This is a genomic window from Kitasatospora sp. NPDC002543 (assembly GCF_053594915.1).
This window is the reverse complement of sequence record NZ_JBSFWR010000027.1, coordinates 72,131-90,021: the sequence shown is the minus strand read 5'-3', so window position 1 is coordinate 90,021 and position 17,891 is coordinate 72,131. Positions and strand designations below refer to the sequence as shown.

General features: G+C 75.2%; 16 protein-coding genes. 2 read left to right on the top strand and 14 right to left on the bottom strand.

The annotated features are described in order from the left end of the window. Positions 1-142: 142 nt before the first annotated feature. From ACWD4P_RS14695 to ACWD4P_RS14685, 3 genes are all read right to left on the bottom strand, one after another. Complete coding sequence (locus ACWD4P_RS14695; RefSeq protein ID WP_449779852.1) at positions 143-850, bottom strand: TetR/AcrR family transcriptional regulator; 708 nt, start codon at positions 848-850, stop codon at positions 143-145. A gap of 56 nt (positions 851-906) precedes the next feature. Further along, positions 907-2,295, bottom strand: a complete 1,389-nt coding sequence (locus ACWD4P_RS14690) for a helix-turn-helix domain-containing protein (RefSeq protein ID WP_449779851.1) — start codon at positions 2,293-2,295, stop codon at positions 907-909. 91 nt (positions 2,296-2,386) lie between these two features. After that, on the bottom strand, positions 2,387-3,178 hold the full coding sequence (locus ACWD4P_RS14685) for a DUF4232 domain-containing protein (RefSeq protein ID WP_449779850.1): 792 nt from the start codon (positions 3,176-3,178) through the stop codon (positions 2,387-2,389). A 325-nt stretch (positions 3,179-3,503) separates the two neighbouring features. On the opposite strand from ACWD4P_RS14685, the gene ACWD4P_RS14680 reads away from it, so the two are divergent. Both ACWD4P_RS14680 and ACWD4P_RS14675 read left to right on the top strand, forming a co-directional pair. Next, on the top strand, positions 3,504-3,818 hold the full coding sequence (locus ACWD4P_RS14680; RefSeq protein ID WP_359831266.1) for an antibiotic biosynthesis monooxygenase family protein: 315 nt from the start codon (positions 3,504-3,506) through the stop codon (positions 3,816-3,818). 81 nt (positions 3,819-3,899) lie between these two features. Further along, positions 3,900-4,310: an ArsR/SmtB family transcription factor gene (locus tag ACWD4P_RS14675; protein ID WP_449779849.1), complete on the top strand. Its 411-nt coding sequence runs from the start codon at positions 3,900-3,902 to the stop codon at positions 4,308-4,310. 68 nt (positions 4,311-4,378) lie between these two features. On the opposite strand, the gene ACWD4P_RS14670 is transcribed toward ACWD4P_RS14675, so the two are convergent. The 11 genes from ACWD4P_RS14670 to ACWD4P_RS14620 all read right to left on the bottom strand — a co-directional run bounded on the left by ACWD4P_RS14670 (position 4,379) and on the right by ACWD4P_RS14620 (position 17,788). Then, a complete protein-coding gene (locus ACWD4P_RS14670) occupies positions 4,379-4,990 on the bottom strand; it encodes a nucleoside deaminase (RefSeq protein ID WP_449779848.1) in 612 nt (203 codons plus the stop codon). 177 nt (positions 4,991-5,167) lie between these two features. After that, the gene (locus ACWD4P_RS14665) at positions 5,168-6,601 is read right to left on the bottom strand and encodes an ABC transporter ATP-binding protein (protein ID WP_449779847.1); all 1,434 of its coding nucleotides are present in this window, start codon (positions 6,599-6,601) and stop codon (positions 5,168-5,170) included. Positions 6,602-6,615: 14 nt separating this feature from the next. Further along, positions 6,616-8,421, bottom strand: a complete 1,806-nt coding sequence (locus ACWD4P_RS14660; protein ID WP_449779846.1) for an ABC transporter permease — start codon at positions 8,419-8,421, stop codon at positions 6,616-6,618. Positions 8,422-8,520: 99 nt separating this feature from the next. Continuing rightward, positions 8,521-9,012, bottom strand: coding sequence for a hypothetical protein (locus tag ACWD4P_RS14655; protein WP_449779845.1), 492 nt, complete (start codon positions 9,010-9,012; stop codon positions 8,521-8,523). 54 nt (positions 9,013-9,066) lie between these two features. After that, positions 9,067-9,456: a winged helix-turn-helix domain-containing protein gene (locus ACWD4P_RS14650; RefSeq protein ID WP_449779844.1), complete on the bottom strand. Its 390-nt coding sequence runs from the start codon at positions 9,454-9,456 to the stop codon at positions 9,067-9,069. A gap of 191 nt (positions 9,457-9,647) precedes the next feature. Then, positions 9,648-9,896 (bottom strand): hypothetical protein, encoded by a 249-nt coding sequence (locus ACWD4P_RS14645; RefSeq protein WP_449779843.1) that lies wholly within the window; start codon positions 9,894-9,896, stop codon positions 9,648-9,650. A gap of 30 nt (positions 9,897-9,926) precedes the next feature. Beyond that, on the bottom strand, positions 9,927-11,585 hold the full coding sequence (locus tag ACWD4P_RS14640; protein ID WP_359827985.1) for an NRAMP family divalent metal transporter: 1,659 nt from the start codon (positions 11,583-11,585) through the stop codon (positions 9,927-9,929). 441 nt (positions 11,586-12,026) lie between these two features. Beyond that, positions 12,027-14,354: an FdhF/YdeP family oxidoreductase gene (locus tag ACWD4P_RS14635; protein WP_449779856.1), complete on the bottom strand. Its 2,328-nt coding sequence runs from the start codon at positions 14,352-14,354 to the stop codon at positions 12,027-12,029. Positions 14,355-14,513: 159 nt separating this feature from the next. Then, complete coding sequence (locus ACWD4P_RS14630; protein WP_449779842.1) at positions 14,514-15,512, bottom strand: LysR family transcriptional regulator; 999 nt, start codon at positions 15,510-15,512, stop codon at positions 14,514-14,516. A 3-nt stretch (positions 15,513-15,515) separates the two neighbouring features. Continuing rightward, on the bottom strand, positions 15,516-16,430 hold the full coding sequence (gene fdhD / locus ACWD4P_RS14625; protein ID WP_449779841.1) for a formate dehydrogenase accessory sulfurtransferase FdhD: 915 nt from the start codon (positions 16,428-16,430) through the stop codon (positions 15,516-15,518). Continuing rightward, positions 16,418-17,788, bottom strand: coding sequence for an MFS transporter (locus ACWD4P_RS14620; protein WP_449779840.1), 1,371 nt, complete (start codon positions 17,786-17,788; stop codon positions 16,418-16,420). The genes fdhD and ACWD4P_RS14620 overlap by 13 nt, the downstream gene beginning before the upstream one ends. Between the last annotated feature and the right edge of the window lie 103 nt (positions 17,789-17,891).

Below are 17,891 nucleotides of genomic sequence, written 5' to 3'. Positions count from 1 at the left end.
GATCGACCTGGCCGAGCCGTGGGAGGAGGTCAGCGTCTACCCGGGCATCTCCGCCCGCCTGGGCGCCGAGGTCACCCCGGAGACCGGTGTCGAGGCGCGCGCCGCCTGCCGCGGGGCCCGAACCGGTCGAGGCCCGCCCGCCTCAGCCGAGGGCGGCCCGCAGCCGGGCCTCGGCGGCGTCCAGCAGCAGGTCCAGGGCGTACGGGTAGCCGCTGCGGCGCATGTCGGCGGTGAGCAGGTGGGCGGTGGCCGCGATGTGGGGGTGGTCGGCGGCGTCGAGCCGGGCGTAGGAGGCCTGCCAGACCCGGAGGTCGGCGTTCTGGGCGGCGGAGGGCAGGGCGAGGGTGGCGGCGTCCAGGGCGGCGAAGCCGAGGCTCTGGTCGACGAAGGCGTGGTAGATCCGGACGGCCTCCTGGTCGGGGAAGCCCGCCCCGCGCAGCACGCCGAGGATCGTCTCGACGGCGGCGATCTCGTGGGTGCGGCCGGTGGTGCGGTGCGCGGCGAGGATCGCGGCCTGCGGGTGGGCCTGGTAGCTGGCGTGGATGCGCAGGCCGATGGCGCGCAGGTCGGCGCGCCAGTCCCCGGTGGGCCGCCAGTCGCGCTGGGCGCGGCCGATCAGTTCGTCGGCGACGGCGAGCAGCAGGTCGTCGGTGCTGTGGAAGTAGCGGTAGACCGCGCTCGGGTCGGCGCCGAGGGCCGCGCCGAGCCGCCGCACCGTGAGCGCCTCGGCGCCGTGCCGGCCGATCAGCCGGATCGCGGTGTCGACGATCAGCTCGGCGGACAGCACCACGCCCTGCTTGGTGGGGCGGCGCCGGCGTCGCTGCGGTTCGGGGACTACGCGGTCGGTCATGCGCCCGAGGCTATGCCGACACCGTTGACGTAGGCCAGATGCCGGACGCCCGGAGTTCAGTCCTCGGTCGGGGACGGGGCCCAGGCGGTGCCGTTGTGGAAGTAGCCCGGCGCGCCGCGCAGACCCGCGGTGCGGAACGGTTTGCCGTTGTCGTCCACGGTCAGGGTGCTCTGCTCGCCGCCGCTGCTCCACACCAGGTCGAGGTACCAGCTGACGTCCTGGGAGCGGGTGGTGGCGTCCACCTCGATCACCTGGGGGTCGCTGTTCGAGACCCGGTACGGGAAGTCGGTCGGCGCGGTCTTCCGGGTGCCCTCCCGGCCCGGGGCGGGGACGGCCCGCGGCGGCGTCGCGTCGAGGTCCACCGCGAAGGAGGCCGGGGTGAGCTCGCCGCCGCAGCCGGACCCCGGGGTGTAGGCGTTCCCCTTGGGGGCGGGCCGGGCGCTGACCACGTGCACGTTGACCCCGAGCAGGACGACGGGCGTGGCGCTGGTGCCCTGGGCGGCCAGCTGGAGCCGCAGGTGGCCGGCCGGGACGGCCTGCTGGGCGGCCGCCCAGCTCTGGATCCGGGCGGTGCTGTCCGGGGGCGGACTCACCTTGGCGGGGGTGCGGGGGGAGAGGAACCACTGGCCGCAGGGGCTGCCCCAGTTGTCGGTGAGGACGTTGACGTGGAAGGGGGCGGGAATCCGCTCGGGGGTCGCCGAGGCGGTCGGCGCCGGGGTGGTCTCGGGCGGGGTGGTCTCGAACGGGACGGTCTCGGGCGGGGCGGGCGCGGACGGCGCGGCGGTGGACGGCGCGGTCGCCGGGGGAGCCGTCACGCCGGTGCCGGCGGGCGCGGTGCCGGTGGGCACGGTGCCGGCGGGCGCGGTGGCCGCGGACGAGGGGACGGCCTCCGAGGGGCCCGGCGTGCCGCCCGGGTTGCGCAGGACGAGGGCCGAGACCGCGGCGGCCAGCACGGCCACGGCGGTCGCGCTCAGCAGCATCCGCCTGCGGGCGCGGCGGCCCGGTTCGGCGGACGGGGGTGCGTGGGGTACGGGGGACACGGTCTTCACCTCCTCCAGCACGACGTCGGTCTCGGACACGGGCTCAGCAGTGGGCCCAGGCGCGGATTCCGACAGGGGCTTCGGCACGGACCCCGCTGCGGGCTCCGGCGCGGGCGACGGCGCCGAGGCGGCCCGGGCACCCGGCGAGGAGGACTCCCGGCGTCGGGCCGCGTCGGCCAGGATCCAGCGGCGGTGCAGCTCGACCAGTTCCTCGGCGCCCGCCCCGCAGGCCCGGGCCAGCCGCTCCACCGGCGCGTACTCGGCGGGCACGGCGGCGCCGTTGCAGTAGCGGTGCAGGGTGGAGGTGCTGACGTGCAGCCGGGTGGCCAGGGCGCCGTAGCTGCGGCCCGAACGCTCCTTGAGTTCGCGCAGCATCGCCGCGAACGCCTCGGTCTCCACACTCATCCGCTGCCCTTCCCCCCACCCCGGTCCGGCCCGGGGTGCCGTCGATCCGCGGATCACGGTACCGGGCGCGGCGGGAGGGCGTCGGGGCAGGTCAGCCCCGGCCGGCGGTGGCCGCGGAGGCGGCGGCCTCCGCGACGTCGCGGCCGTACAGGCCGAGCTTCGGCCGGCCCGCCTTCGCGCCGGCGCCGAGCGGGAAGTTGCGGGTGTCGGCGGCGGGCATGTGGTCGCCGTCGGGCAGGACGTTCAGCTGGTCCACCTCGGACCCGCCGCCGCCGGGGTTGAGGTCCAGCACCGCGTACGCGGTCCGGCCGGCGGCCAGGGCGTAGGCCGGGGGGCCGCCCAGACCGCCGGGGAGGAGCGGCGTCAGGTCCTTGGCGCGGTCGGCGGCCTTCGCGCTGCCGAGGCTGACGAGCGGGTGGTAGCTCAGCCCGCAGGAGGTGGTGCCCTGGTTGCGCACCTCGATCACCCGCTGGGTGGGCGCTTCGGTCCGGGCGGTCACCTTGACCGTCAGTTGCTCGGCCTCGCAGGGGTGGCTGTAGGCGTAGGCCTCGTCGCCGCCGGCCGCGGCCCCGCCGCCGGTTCCGGGGGCCGCGGGGGCGGTCGGCGCCGAGGACGACCTGGGGCGGGCGGAGCCGGTGCCGGCGGCTGCGGCGGAAGGGGCGGAGGGGGCGCCGCCGGCCGGGGCGGGAGCGCCGACGGTCGGCTGGCCGGCGGGTGCGGTGGCCCCGGGCGCGGCCGCCGCGGCGGATCCGGCGGACTGCGCGGGCCGCGCCGTGTCGCCGCCGTCGGCCCCGCAGGCCGTCAGGGCGAGGGCGGCGCCCAGGGCGAGGGCGGCCGGGACGAACAGGGCGCGGCGGGCGGGCACGGCACGGCGAGCGGACATGGTGGTTCCCCCGTAACGGATGCGGATGAGGAGTGGACGGGGCGGCGGGCCATCGGCGCCGACCGCCGGGCAGAACTCTGGTCCGCCGTCCGTCCGGTCCGCCAGGTTTCCCGGCCGAACCGGGACGCTGGAACGGTTCCACCCCCTGTGACCTGCGGTTTCGTCCTCGCCTGGAACGGCCTCGTGGAACGTCGCGGAGCCTTCGGCGGGAGCCGGGGAGCCCCGGGGGCCGTCGCGGTGGGGTGAAGCGTGGGAATGGAGGGAACTGCTGTGTCGTCAGATGTGATCAGCCGGAACGGTTGGGAGAACCACGGTGATACTGGTCGTGTTCAGGTCGCGTTTCTCGGAGCAGGTCGACGACGAGTACCGGACGACGGACGATTACCTCGCCGAGAAGGCGCGCGCGGCCTACGGCGAGGACATCGCCCTGGTCAGGACCTACGAGGCCGAGGACGGCGAACGTCTGACCCTGATGTGGTGGCGCGACCCGGAGTCGCTGGCGCGCTGGCGCGTCGACCTGGAGCACCGGAACGCCCAGCGGAAGGGCCGGGACACCTGGTACTCCTTCTACGAGTTGAGCGTCACCGAGGTGCTCCGGACCGGCTCGACCCTGCCGCCGGAGGCGTACCCGGCGCCCTGACCCCGGGGCGCCCCGCCCGGCGGCCGCCCGCCGGTCGTTCCCGGCTCGGGCCGCCCGGGCGGGCCTCGGTACGATCCCTGTATGGGTGGTGCGCGGGAAGAGGCCTGGGACGCCGACGCGGCGGAGCGGGCGGTGGCGGTGCTGAAGGCGGTGGCGGACCCGTCGCGGTACCGGCTGCTGTGGGCGCTGAGCCGGCGGGAGCTGCCGGTGAGCGAGCTGGCCGAACTGCTGGGGGCGCACGTGGCGGCGACCTCGCAGCACCTGGCGAAGCTGCGGGCGGCCGGGCTGGTGGTGGCACGGCGGGAGGGCACGCGGATCTTCTACCGGGCCACCGAGGTGCGCGGGCTGCTCACCGAGGCCGCGCTGATCGCCCACGACCTGCCCGACCGCCGCGACGGCGGCGACGACGGCGCCGCCCCGGCCGGCGCGCCCGCCCCGCAGCCCTTCGCCCGGGCGGCCCGCGCGGTGCGCCGCCGCCCGGCGGCGGGCTGAACCGGCGACGGGCTGAACCGGCGGCGGGCCGAACCGCCGCCGCACGCTTCGCAGCCCGCCGGGCCCGATCAGTCCGTGCCCGCCGGGACCTCGCCGTCGCGGACGGCCCGGGCGTGGCGGAACATCGCGTCGGTCACGTCGGCCAGGACGCCGCCGAGGAGCAGCTGCGGGGAGTAGAAGGACCGGGCGGCGTCGGCGACGGCGGTGGCGGCGATGCCGATCTGGTCCAGCCCGGTGCGGCGCAGTCCCTCGATCGACGTCCCCCACACGACCCGCCCGATGCCGGCCCACGCGCAGGCGCTCATGCACATGGGGCAGGGTTCCGCGGTCGTGTACAGGGTGGTGGCGCCCCAGTCGGGGTCGTCGGCCCGCTGCGCGTGGTCGTCGATGGCGACCATCTCCCCGTGGTACGTCGGGTTCTCCCCGGCGGCGGCGACCCCGCGGGCCACCACGACCCCGGAGCGGACGATCACCGCTCCGAAGGGGTAGCGCTCCAGCTTGCGGCCCTCGGCGACCGCCTCGGCCATGAAGGACTCATGGCCGCGCCGCCGGTCCTGCGACGGCGCCTGCGGCTCCGGTCGCTGCCCCGGTTCCGGCCGCGCGACCGGCACGGCGCGCGCGGCGTACGGAGCGGCCCCGGCCGCGGCGGCGGTTCCGAGGAAGGAGCGCCTGTCCGACATCCCTGTGTTCTCCGTCCGTCGTCGTGCCGGCACGACGGGTGTGCCGGGTACGACGGCATTCTGCGCGGGCGGGGGCGCGCGGCGCCAGAGTTCACCGGATTCCGCCGGTCCTCGGCCGCCCGGGGTCCGATGTCCGGGGTCCGGACCCGACGCCCGACGCCCGATGTCCGGCGACCGCTACTGCCGCCGGTACTCCTGCCGGTCGGCGTCGTAAGCGAAGAGCCCCGCGTAGCGGCCCCAGTCGGTCGCCGTCTCCAGCTGCCGGTCGGTCTGCCCGACGGTGTAGTGGCGGCCCAGCAGGTCGCGCAGGAAGCCGGTGCGGACGGTGGCGCCGGGCCGGTCGCCGAGGCTGTTGGCGATCAGTTTGATCAGCGGCACCTCCAGGGCCGCGGCGGCGAAGACGGCGCGGGAGTCCTGGGCGTCAGCCCCGGTGTAGTCGGCGCCGGCCTCGGTGAGCAGCAGGTCGTCGCCGTGGACCTCGGCGAAGCCGAGCAGGTCGAGGGCGTCGACCTGGGGGAGCAGGTCGTCGATGTCCAGGCCGAGTTCGTCGGCGAGCCCGGCCAGGTCGCAGCTCCCGCCCCGGTGGGCGATGGTCTCGGCGAGGCCGGAGAGGCCGTCGACGCCGGCCGGGGGCAGCGGGGTGCCGGCGATGGTGCGGCGGTCGGGGCCGGGGTCGGGGCCGGCGCGGCCGGGGGCCCGGGTGTCCTTGGGCCGGCCGGTCATGATCCGGTACACCCGGTCCACGAGTTCGTCGAAGGCGGCCGAGTCGCGGTCCCGCGGCCGTTCCAGCGCGACCTCGACGGTTTCCCGGATGGTCCCGTACGGGCGGGTGCCGAGGACCACGACGCGGTCGGCCATCAGCACCGCCTCCTCGATGTTGTGGGTGACCAGGACGACGGCCCGGGTGGGGAACTGGCCGGAGTCCCACAGCTCCATCAGCTCGCCGCGCAGGTTCTCGGCGGTGAGCACGTCGAGGGCGGAGAACGGCTCGTCCATCATCAGCACGTCCGGCTCGACGACCAGCGCCCGGGCGAAGCCGACCCGCTGGCGCATGCCGCCGGAGAGCTCCTTGGGGTAGGCGGACGCGAAGCCGGTCAGGCCGATCAGGTCGATGGCCTGGGCGGCGGCGCGGGCGCGTTCCCGGGGCGGCACCCCGCGGGCCTCCAGGCCGAGCTCGACGTTCTGCCGGACGGTCAGCCAGGGCAGCAGCGCGAAGGTCTGGAAGACCAGCGCGGTGCCGGGGTTGGCGCCGGTGAGCGGGGCGCCGCGGTAGCGGACGGTGCCGGAGCTGGGCGGGATCAGGCCGGCCAGGCAGCGCAGCAGGGTGGACTTGCCGGAGCCGGAGCGGCCGAGCACGGCGACGATCTCGCCGGCCCGCACGGTGAGGTCGATGCCGGAGAGCACCGGCAGTTCGCCGGCGGCCCCGGCGTAGGCCTTGGTCAGGCCGACGGTCTCCAGCAGGACCTCCTCGTCCCCCTCGGAGCCGGAGCCGGAGCCGGAGCCGGAGTCGAAGACGGCCCTGGCGTCGGCCCCGGAGGCGGCCCCGGCCGAGGGGGAGGAGGCGGTGGCGCGGGCGGGCTCGGAGGCCCGGCGGCGGAACGGGAAGCGCATCGGCGGACTCCGGACTACAGCGAGTAGCGGCGCTCGGCCAGCCGGTACAGCCGGCGCCAGAGCAGACGGTTGAGGACGACGACGTACAGGCTCATCACCGCGACCCCGGCGAGCAGCCGCGGGTGGTCGCCCTGTTCGGCGGCCCGGGCGATGTACGCGCCGAGGCCGGTCGCGGTCAGGGTGGTGGAGCCGAAGGTGACCACCTCGGCGACGATGGAGGCGTTCCAGGCGCCGCCGGAGGCGGTGATCCCGCCGGTGACGTACGCCGGGAAGATCGCGGGGACGATCAGCCGCCGCCAGCGCTGCCGGCCGCGCACGCCGAGGTCGTCCATCGCCTCGCGCAGGTCGGCGGGGACGGCCATGGCGCCGGCGATGGCGTTGAACAGGATGTACCACTGGGAGCCGAGGGCCATCAGCAGGATGCCGCCGAGGTCGATCGACACCCCGGTGCGCAGCAGCAGCCAGACCACCAGCGGGAAGAGGAAGTTGGCGGGGAAGCCGGCCAGTACCTGGACGACGGGCTGGGCGATCCTGGTCAGCCGGGGCGAGAAGCCGATCTTCACACCGATCGGCACCCAGACCACGGTGGCCACCGCGACCAGCACGACCACCCGGGCGAGGGTGGCGAGCCCGAGCAGCAGCGGCTCGCCGAAGACGCCGAGTCCGGTGCGGTCGGCGAGGTAGCGGCCGAGGTCGACGACGCCCCAGAGCACGATGCCGCCGGAGACGACGGCGAAGGCCACGTCCCCGGCCCGGCGCCGGCCGGGGCGGACGGCCCGCGGCCGGTCGGCGGTGCCGAACACCCGCCCGGCCCGGTTCAGTGCCCGGGCGGCGGGGCGCAGCGCCCCGCCGAGCGCGGCGGGCAGGCGGGAGCGGCGCAGCAGGTCCAGCACGACCGAGCGCTGCACCTCGGTGGCCTCGGACTGCTCGTTCTTGAACCGCTCGGCCCAGGCGGTGAGCGGGCGCCAGAACAGGAAGTTGACGCCGACCACCAGCACCACCATGGTCGCGATCGCCCAGCCGACCCGGCCGAGGTCCCCGGCGGCGATGGCCGCGCCCGCGTACGAGCCGACCCCGGGCAGGGCGTACCGCTGGCCGTCCACGGTGATCGCCTCGGAGGCGACCAGGAAGAACCAGCCGCCGCCGAAGCCGAGCATGCCGTTCCAGACCAGGCCGATCATGCCGGAGGGCAGTTCGACCTTCCAGAACCGGGTCCACCGGCTGAACCCGAACGAGCGCGACAGCTCGTCGAGTTCGCGCGGCAGCGAGACCAGCGCCTGGTAGAAGGCGAAGGTCATGTTCCAGGCCTGGGAGGTGAAGATGGCGAACACGGCGGCGCACTCGAGGCCCAGCCCCGAGCCGGGGAAGAGCGCGAGGAAGCCGGAGACCGCCACGCTCAGGAAGGCGAGCACCGGCACCGACTGGAGGATGTCCAGCGCCGGGATCAGCACCCGCTCCAGCCGGCGGCTGCGGGCGGCGGCGTACGCGTAGCCGAAGGTGAAAACGATCGAGACGGCGAGCGCGGCGAACATCCGCAGCAGGGAGCGCGCCGCGTCGTACGGCAGCCGGGCCGGGTCGGTGTCGACGGCCGCGTCCCGGGCGGTGGAGAAGCGGACGGGGCCGCCCTGGCCGAGCCGCAGCACGCCGTAGAGCAGCACCAGGACGGCGGCCGCGACGACCAGGTCCACCCACACCCGCCCGCCGAGGCGGTTCGCCGTCCGGGCGGACAGCGGGCTCCGGGACAGGCCCGGCAGCGAGCCCCGGGAGAGGCCCGGCAGCGGGCTCCGGGACCGGCCCGGGGCGGGCTTCGGCAGGGTCATGGCGGTACCTCCGGCGCAAACCCGGGCAGTCTGCTCCCTCGGGACGTCCGTACGCAAACCCGTCCCGCGGGCCGTACCGGCCCGGGGCCCGTCCCCCGGTCAGCGGGCGGGAGCGGCCCCGGTGTGCCGGCGGGCCGCGGTGACCAGCAGCCGGGCGGTGCGGGCGGGCAGTTCCAGGTGCCGGGCGATCCACCGCGGGTCCTGGCCCTGGGTGGCGAACATCCAGGCGGTGTAGAGCCGGCTCAGGCCGGGCGCGCCGGGGGAGAGCAGCAGTGGGCGGACCTGTTCCATCGGGAAGCCGTCCAGCGAGCGGGCGCTGAACCACTGGGTGGAGTCGTCCGCCGCCCCGGCCGCGCCGGTCGCCCCGGCCCCGCGCAGCAGCGCGGCCGTGCCCGCCCGCCGCCGGCTGCCGGCCAGCAGCAGGGCGAGCAGCAGCCCGGCGACCGAGGCGCCGACGAGCGCGCCGGACAGGAAGAGCCGCAGCGGGTGGGGCGCGAGGCCGACGGCGAGGCCCTCGGCGGTGATCAGCAGCAGGACGCCGCACAGCGCGGCCCCTCTGCCGGTCCGGGGGAACAGGACGGTTCGGGTCATCGCGGGGGTCCTCCTTCGACGGGTGTCGTGGTTTCTCGGTGGGGTGGGGGAGGGTCAGGCGGTGCGGGCCAGCCGGGGGTCGTACTTGTAGCCGATCTGGCGGACGGTGGTGATCGCCTCCCGGTGCCCGGGGCCGAGCTTGCGCCGGATCCGGGCGATGTGGGTGGCGACGGTGCGGGAGTCCCCGGTGTCCGGCCGGCCCCAGACGTTCTCCATCAGCTGGCGCCGGGAGTGCACCCGCAGGGGGTTGCCGACCAGGTGGGCGAGCAGTTCGAACTCCAGGTACGGCATGGTGACCGGGCGGCCCTCGACGGTGACGGTGCGCTGGGCGGTGTCCACCACCAGGCCGGGCGCGGGTGCCGGGACCGGGGTCGGCCGCCGGGCCGGGGCGGTCACGGGGCGGTCCGAGAACAGGGCGTCGATCCTGGGGTAGCGCAGGGCCATGGCGGTCGGGCTCCTTCGGGTGTGGTGGGCGGGTCGGTGCGGACGGGGGATCGGGTGATCGGGTGGTCGGGGGATCGGGTGGTCGGGCCGGGGCCGGTGTGGCCGGTGCGGACCGGGGGATCGACGGCGGGTCCCCCGGTCCCCCGGTCCCCCGGTCCCCCGGCCCCCCGGCCCCCGGTCCGTACCGGGGCTCAGCGCCCGGGGTGCCAGACGGCCTCCAGCCGGGTGGCCCCGTCCGGGGCGGTGACGGTCCGCCAGTGGGCCCGCAGCCCGCCCCGGCCGCCGCCCGCCGGGCCGGCGGCCGCAGCCGGAGCGGCCCGGAGGACGCTGTTGTCCAGGGGACTCGCCGCCAGGCGTCGGCCGAGGGCGGCGAGGGTGGAGCGCAGTCGGCCCCGGTCGGTGGACGGGTGGGTGGGCAGGAAAGCGGCGACGATGGTCATGGCAGGTCACCTCCGTGACGGGTCGGTGGCTCAGTGGCTGAGCGCGGTCTGGACGATCTTGACGACGACCATGGCCATCGCGATCAGCAGGTAGGCGCGCAGGGCGCCCATGCCGACCTTGCGGGCGGTGGACAGCACCGGCTTGTCGAGGGTCTCCAGCGGGGGCATCCGCCAGTCCTCCCGGCCGGTGCGGTCGATGGGGTCCTCCTTGGTGCCGCGGCGCCCGGAGGTGAAGGAGTACCCGGCGACGAGCACCCCGGCGACGCCGCAGCCGGCCATGATCCACAGGATCGCGTCGGAGCTGATGTCCGGCCAGACCACGGCGGCGGTGAGGATCAGCGAGAGCATCACCAGGACGCCGACCACCGCCGAGGTGAAGGCGTTGGTCCTCGGACCGTTCACCCAGGGGCCGAGGACGGCCTTGTCGTTGCAGAGCAGCAGCAGGAAGACGGTCGCGGAGGGCAGCAGCACCCCGGCCAGCACCTGGACGAACTGGGTCATCAGGCCCTGGGTGTAGTCGGTGGAGAGCAGGGTGATCGCCGCCGCCGCGACCACCAGGCCCGCGTAGATCCCGTAGAAGCCCTTGGCGCCCTTCACTCCGCGGTGCAGCGAGTGCTTCATGCCGAACACGTCGCCGATCGCGTACGCGGTGGACAGCGACACCGCGAAGGCGCCGATGATCGAGGCGTCCAGCAGCGCGATGGCGAACAGCACACCGGCCAGGCGCCCGGCCTTGTCCTCGATGCCCCGGGCGACGGCGGCCGCGTCGGAGAACTGGCCGAAGCCGTCGGTGCCCGCGAAGGCGGCGGCCGTGAGGCCCATCATGGCGGCGGCGCCGACGATCACGATCGCTATGCCGATCCACAGGTCGGCCTTCTCGTACGTCATGAAGCGCGGGGTGATCCGCTTGTCGATGACGTACGACTGCTGGAAGAACAGCTGCCAGGGCGCCACGGTGGTGCCGACGATGGAGACGATGACCAGCATCACGGCGGCCAGTTGGCCGGCGCCGCCGGGCATCGCGGGCACCACGAAGTCGTGCGCCATCTGCGAGGTCTTCGGGTGGACCATGAAGTAGATCGGCACCAGCAGCAGCGAGCCGATGCACAGGGTGATGGCCACCCGCTCGAAGCGCCGGAACGAGCCGGTGAAGGCCGAGGCGATGATGATCCCGGCCGCCAGCACCACCGAGGCGGCCTTCGGCAGGCCCAGGTACCCGGCCGCGAGGGTGACCCCGATGAACTCCGTGACCAGGGTCAGCGCGTTCAGCAGGAAGAGGTCGATCACGCTGAACGCGCCCCAGAACTTCCCGAAGCGCTCCAGGATCAGCCGGGCGTGCCCGACCCCGGTGACGGCGCCGAGGCGCAGCACCATCTCCTGGTTGACGTAGAGCACCGGGACGAGCATCAGCAGCGTCCACAGCAGTTGGGTGCCGTAGTTCTGCCCGGCCTGCCCGTAGGTGGAGAAGGCGCCGGCGTCGTTGTCGCCGACCATCACGATCAGGCCGGGCCCGACGATCGCGAGCAGGGTCTTCAGCCGGGCCGACAGGCCGTGGCGGGGGGTGGTGTCGTCGAGCCGGATGGTGCCGAGCGCGCCCTTGATGTCGCCGAGGTGGGCGTCGTCCAGGACGGCCGGGCGCGGCTGCGGCACCGTGGGGTCGAGGGTGGTGCGGGTGGCGTGCGTGGTCATGGGGTTTCCTCCCGGGCCCCGGCGGGGCGGGGCGGGTCGGAGGCAGGCGGCACCGCTCCCTGCGGGCGGGCACGGCGCATCGGCGCGCGGCGGCGCGGCCCGGACGAGGGCGTGCGGGCATGGCGGAGCCGCGTGCGGAAACGACGTGTCGTCGTGGCTGACGGATCGGTCGCGGAAACGCTGACGGACCGTCAGGACGTGGTGCAGGGAAAGGTGTTACCGCATGCCGGAGGTGTACGAGGGCAAGCGGGGGTAGGGGCAACTGTGGCCCGGACTACTGCAATCCATGTCTCTCGCCTCCTCCCGGCCGGCGCACCCCGTGGTGCGTGTCATCGACGCGGCAAGGAGTTCACCGGCCCGCGGAACGCGACCGCCGGTTCACCCCAACTCGTCAGAGCTTAGTCCCGCTCGGAGGCGATACTTGCGTACTTGGTTAAACCTTTACCTTTGGTCGGCCTTCTCGACCGTCACCTTCAGGTGCTTCATGATCGGCTGGTCGCTCTGGGTGCTGTAGTCGCCGATCGCGCACAGCACGTTCAGCTCCGGCATGTAGCCGGCCGCGCAGCCGCGCGGGATGTCGTACGGGACGGCGAGGTAGCCGTGCACCGAGCGGGTGCTGCCGTCCCGGGCGGTGCTGGTGACGTCCACCCGGTCGAACTCGGCCAGGCCGCGCTCGCGCATGTCGTCCCGGTTCATGAACACCAGGGTGCGCAGGTTCCGCACCCCCCGGTAGCGGTCGTCGTCCGAGTAGATGGTGGTGTTCCACTGGTCGTGCGAGCGCATCGTGCCCAGCGCCAGGGTGCCGGGCGCGGGGACGACGTCGGGCAGCGCGGCGGCGGAGAACTCGGCCCGGCCGGAGGGGGTGTCGAAGACCAGCTCGCGGGCCGGCTGCTTGATCCGGAAACCCAGCGGCAGCCGCACCCGGCGGTTGAAGTCCTCGAAGCCGTCCAGTACCCGGGCCATGGTGTCGCGGATCCGGTCGTAGTCCTCGATGTACCACTCCCACGGGGTGGCGCTGTCCGGCAGCGCCGCGCGGGCGATCCCGGCGACGATCGCCGGCTCGGAGAGCAGGTGCGGCGAGGCCGGGCGCTTCATGCCGACCGACAGGTGCACCATGCTCATCGAGTCCTCGACCGAGGTGGACTGCACCCCGGCCCGCTGGTGGTCCTTCTCGGTCCGGCCCAGGCACGGCAGGATCAGCGCCCGCCGCCCGTGCACCAGGTGGCTGCGGTTCAGCTTGGTGCTCACCTGGACGGTCAACTCGCAGGACTCCAGGGCCCGGTAGGTGTACGGGGTGTCCGGCGCGGCGAGCGCGAAGTTGCCGCCCATGCCGACGAACACCGTGATGTCGCCGCGCCGCATCGCCTCGATCGTGCCGACGGTGTCCAGCCCGTGCTCCCGCGGCGGCTCGATCCCGCACACCTCGGCGAGCCGGTCCAGGAACGCGGGGGCGGGCCGGTGGTCGATGCCGCAGGTGCGGTTGCCCTGGACGTTGCTGTGCCCGCGCACCGGCGAGGGCCCGGCCCCCTCACGGCCCAGGTTGCCGCGCAGCAGCAGGAGGTTGACGATCTCCCGGACGGTGTCCACCCCGTGCTCGTGCTGGGTGACGCCCAGGCACCAGCTGAAGATCGAGCGGTCGGCCTCCCGGTAGACCCGCGCCGCCTTGAGGACGTCGGCCCGGTCCAGCCCGCTCTGGCGCTCGATCTCCGCCCAGGGCGTGGCCGCGCAGAGGTCCCGGTAGGCCTCGAAACCGGCGGTGTGGCGGTCGATGAACAGCTGGTCCAGCGCCCGCTCGTCGGTCGCGGACTGCTCCAGGATCGCCTTCGCCATGCCGCGCAGCAGCGCCATGTCCCCGCCGATCCGCGGCTGGAGGTTCAGGGTGCTGGTGCGGGTGGCCCGGTTCAGCGCCATGTCGGTGAAGTCGTGCGGGATGATCGTGCGGGTCGCCGCCGCCTCGACCAGCGGGTTGACGTGCACGATCTGCGCGCCGCGCTGGTACGCCTCGGCGAGCGAGGTGAGCATCCGGGGCGCGTTGGAGGCCGCGTTGACGCCCAGGATGAACAGCGCGTCGGTGACCTCCCAGTCCTTGAGGTCGACCGTCCCCTTCCCGGTGCCGAGCGCCGCCTGCAGGGCTCGGCCGCTCGCCTCGTGGCACATGTTGGAGCAGTCGGGCAGGTTGTTGGTGCCCAGCTCGCGGGCCAGCAGCTGGTAGAGGAAGGTCGCCTCGTTGCCGAGCCGGCCGGAGGTGTAGAACGCGGCCCGGTTCGGATCGTCCAGCCCGCGCAGGGTGTGGCCGACCAGCGCGAAGGCGTCCTTCCAGCCGATCGGGACGTAGTGGTCGGTGGCCGGGTCGTAGACCATCGGCTCGGTGAGCCGGCCCTGGTCCTCCAGCGCGAAGTCGCTCCACCCGGACAGCTCGGTCACCGAGTGGGCGGCGAAGAACTCCCGGCCGACCCGCTTGCGGGTCATCTCCCAGGTGACGTGCTTGATGCCGTTCTCGCAGATGTCCAGGTGCAGGCCCTTGGTGTCGTCGGGCCAGGCGCAGCCGGGGCAGTCGAAGCCGCCGTTCTCGTGGTTCATCCGCATCACCGCGCGCGGCCCGTCCAGGTAGGCGCCCTCGCGGACCAGGAAGCGGGTGACGCTCTTGGCGGCGCCCCAGCCGGCGGCCGGGTGGTGGTACGGCCGGACGTGGGGCGCCCCGGCGGGGGACGGGCCGACGTCCTCCGGTGCCCCCGGCCCCTGTCGCCCCTCCGGCGGGGTGGCCGTCACTTCGTCGTCGGAGGTGGTCACGGCACTCGCCTTCCGTCGCGCGGGAGGGCGCACGGGGTCGGACACCCGGCGTCGGGTCGAGGCTACGTCGGGCGGCCGGGGGCCGCGCGTCGAGCCTTCCGAGGCGGCCGGGGCGGGATGTTCCTCCTGCCGGGCGGGTCAGGCCTCCGGCAGGGTGTCGAGGACGGCGGCGACGTCCGTGCGCCGGGCGACCTCCAGCAGCGCGCGGGCCATCACCGAGCCGGGCTCCCGGGCGGCGGTCACCAGCCCGATCGGCGCGCTGTGCACCGGCTCCGCCAGCGGGACGGCCCGCATCCCGCGCGGCACGCCGAACACGTGCAGCCAGGCGTACGGCACGATGCTCGCCCAGCGGCCGGTGCGGACGTGGGCGAACAGCGAGGCCACCGAATCGGTCTCGACGCTCGGCGCCGGCGCCAGCCCCAGGCCCGCGAACACCCCGTCCAGCACCCGGCGGCCCTGCATGCCCGGTTCCAGCAGGCACAACGGCAGCCGGGAGGCCTCCGCCCAGGTCGCCCGCGGGTGCCGGGCCAGCTCGTCGGCCGGGCCGGTCAGCAGGACGTACCGCTCCTCGTAGAGCGGGAGCGTCCGCAGGCCGTCGATGCCCTCGGCGCCGCCGGTGCCGGACGTGCCGCCGGTGCCGCCGGTTCCGGACGTGCCGCCGGTGCCGGACGTGCCGCCGGTGCCCGGCCCGGGCAGGTAGGTGATGCCCGCGTCGATCTCGAAGTTCCTTACCTGGCGCAGGAGTTCATCGGACCGCAGGTCGGTGGACAGCTCCACGGAGGCCAGCGGGTGTGCGGCGCAGAACGGTCCGGTGAGCAGCGGGACGGCACCCGAGGCGGTAGGCACCGAACCGATCCGCAGCCGGCCGGCCAGGCCGGTGCGCAGCGCGTCCACCTCGTCCCGCAGGGCGTCCCGGTCGGCCAGGATGCGCTGCGCCCGGAGCACGATCCGCTCGCCCTCGGGGGTCAGGCCCTCGTAGCTGCGGCCGCGTCGCACCAGTGTCACCGCCAGCTCGTCCTCCAGCTTGCGCAGGGCCTCGGAGAGGGCGGGCTGGGAGACGTGGCAGGCCTGGGCGGCGCGGGCGAAGTGGCGCTCGCGGGCGAGCGCCACGAGGTACTCGAGCTGGCGGAAGAGCATCGGCTACTCGGCCCCGGTGCCGGTGCCGTCGGTGCCGACGGCGTGGGTGGTGTCGGCACCGGGGCCGGCGTCGGCGTGGGTGGTGTCGGTGCGGCCGGTGTCGACGCGGTCCGTACGGGTGTAGACGTTCATCGAGTCGCCGCGCAGGAAGCCGACCAGGGTCAGTCCGCTCTCCTCGGCCAGCTCCACCGCCAGCGAGGACGGCGCGGAGACCGCCGCGAGCACCGGGATGCCGGCCATCACCGCCTTCTGCACCAGCTCGAAGGAGGCCCGGCCGCTGACCATCAGCACCGTGCCGCGGGCCGGCAGCAGCCCCTCGCGCAGGGCGTGGCCGACCACCTTGTCCACGGCGTTGTGCCGGCCCACGTCCTCGCGCAGGCAGAGCAGCCGCCCGTCGGAGTCGAACAGTCCGGCCGCGTGCAGTCCGCCGGTGCTGTCGAAGACCTTCTGGGCGGCCCGCAGCCGGTCGGGCAGCGCGGAGAGCAGCGCGGGGGTGAGGCGCAGCCCGTCCCCGGCGACGCTCCACGGAGCGGTGGTGCGCACCGCGTCCAGGCTGGCCTTGCCGCACAGACCGCAGGAGGAGGTGGTGTAGAAGTTGCGCTCCAGCGAGGCGTCCGGGGCCGGCACGCCGGGGGCGAGCAGCACGTCCACCACGTTGTAGGTGTTGCCGCCGTCGGCGGTCGCGCCGGCGCAGTAGCGGATGCCGGCCACCTGCTCGGCGGCGTGCACCGCGCCCTCGCTGACCAGGAAGCCGGCCGCCAGATCGAAGTCGCTGCCCGGGGTGCGCATGGTCACCGTCAGCGCACGCCCGCCGACCCGGATCTCCATCGGCTCCTCGGCCGCCAGGGTGTCGGGGCGGTACGAGGGCTCGCCCCGGCGCAGGCGCAGCACTCTGCGGGGCACGGTCACTCGGCCCATGGTCGTCGGCTCCTCGGTGGGGTCGCTCCGGTCTGTACGGATGCATCCTCCCTCCTGGCGGCGGCGCGCGGGTCGGGAGGGCCGTCGGAGCCGCCCGGGTCGCCAAGGTCGTCAGGGCCGTCAGAGGTGGGCAGGCCGGGCAGGCCCGGCAGGCCCGGCAGGCCCGCCGGGTCCGGCGGACCGGGCAGGTGGCGGCGGCTGTGGGCGGCGGTCACCGCCAGACAGAGCAGGCCGACGGCCGCCATGCCCGCCAGCAGCGCCGGATAGGAGGCGTGGCCCGCGGTGCCGGCGAGCAGCAGCGGGGTGAGGAAGCCGCAGGAGGTGGTGCACTGGTAGAGCGAGGCGGAGGTCGGCCCGGGGGAGCGGGCGGTCAGCCGTTCCACCTCGTGCAGCCCCGCGCCGAGCGTCAGCCCGTACCCGGTGCCGAGGACCACGGCCGCCGCCACCACCAGGCCCACCGAGTCCAGGGTGGCGGCGAGGGCGCCGAGCAGCAGCCCGGCGATCACGGTGGCCATCGCGGTGAGGGTGGCCCGGGCGCTGTCCGCGTCGTCCAGCCGGGCGGCGAACGGCTGGGCGACCACCCCGGTGGCCATGGTCAGCGCCGCGACCAGACCGCTGAACAGCGGCGCGTAGCCGGGCACCCGGTCGGCGACCAGCGGCGGCAGCACCACGTACGCCACCGTGGCGGCGCCGAGCACGGCCGGGCCGGCGGGCAGCACCACGTAGCGGAACCGGGGATGGCGGACGGCCGCGGTGCGGCGCGGCGCAGTGCCCTGCGGCGGCGTGCCCCCGCTCCTCCGGACGGTCTCCGGGAGCCCGCGGGTGGCCCCCAGCACCAGCAGACAGCCCAGCGCGTGGGCCAGGCCCGGCAGCACCGTCGGGCCGGGCAGCCACTCGGCGACCACCCCGGAGGCCAGCGCCCCCGCCGCGAAGCCCGTACCGGTGGCGTACATCGCCCGGCGGGCCGCCGTCTCCGGCGGCGTCCCGGGCCCGGAGAGCTCCCGCAGCCAGGCCGTCCCGGCCAGGAAGACCAGCCCCGCCGCGAACCCGGTGCCCAGCCGCGCGACGTACACCGACGGCTCGTCCGCCACCGCCAGCACCACGCTCGCGGCGGCCGACAGTCCCAGCGCGCCGCGCACCGTCCGCCGCCGCCCGAAACGGTCGGCGGCCGGCCCGCCCAGCAGCAGCCCGGGCACCAGACCGACCAGGTACACCGAGAACATCGCGGCCAGCGACAGCGCCGACCAGTCGGTGCGGGCCCGGTACACGGTGGCCAGCGCGGTGAACTGATTGGCACCCCAGGCGGCGACGGCCACGGCGGCGGCCGCCGGGAACCAGCGCCGGGCACGGTGTCGCACGGATATGTCCTCGGTGCCGCCCATGCGCTGTTCTGCCCCGTTCCCGACTTTCCGGCCATTCCTGGATCTCCGCAGGTCCAGTGTGTGGTCCGCCGCCGCGGGG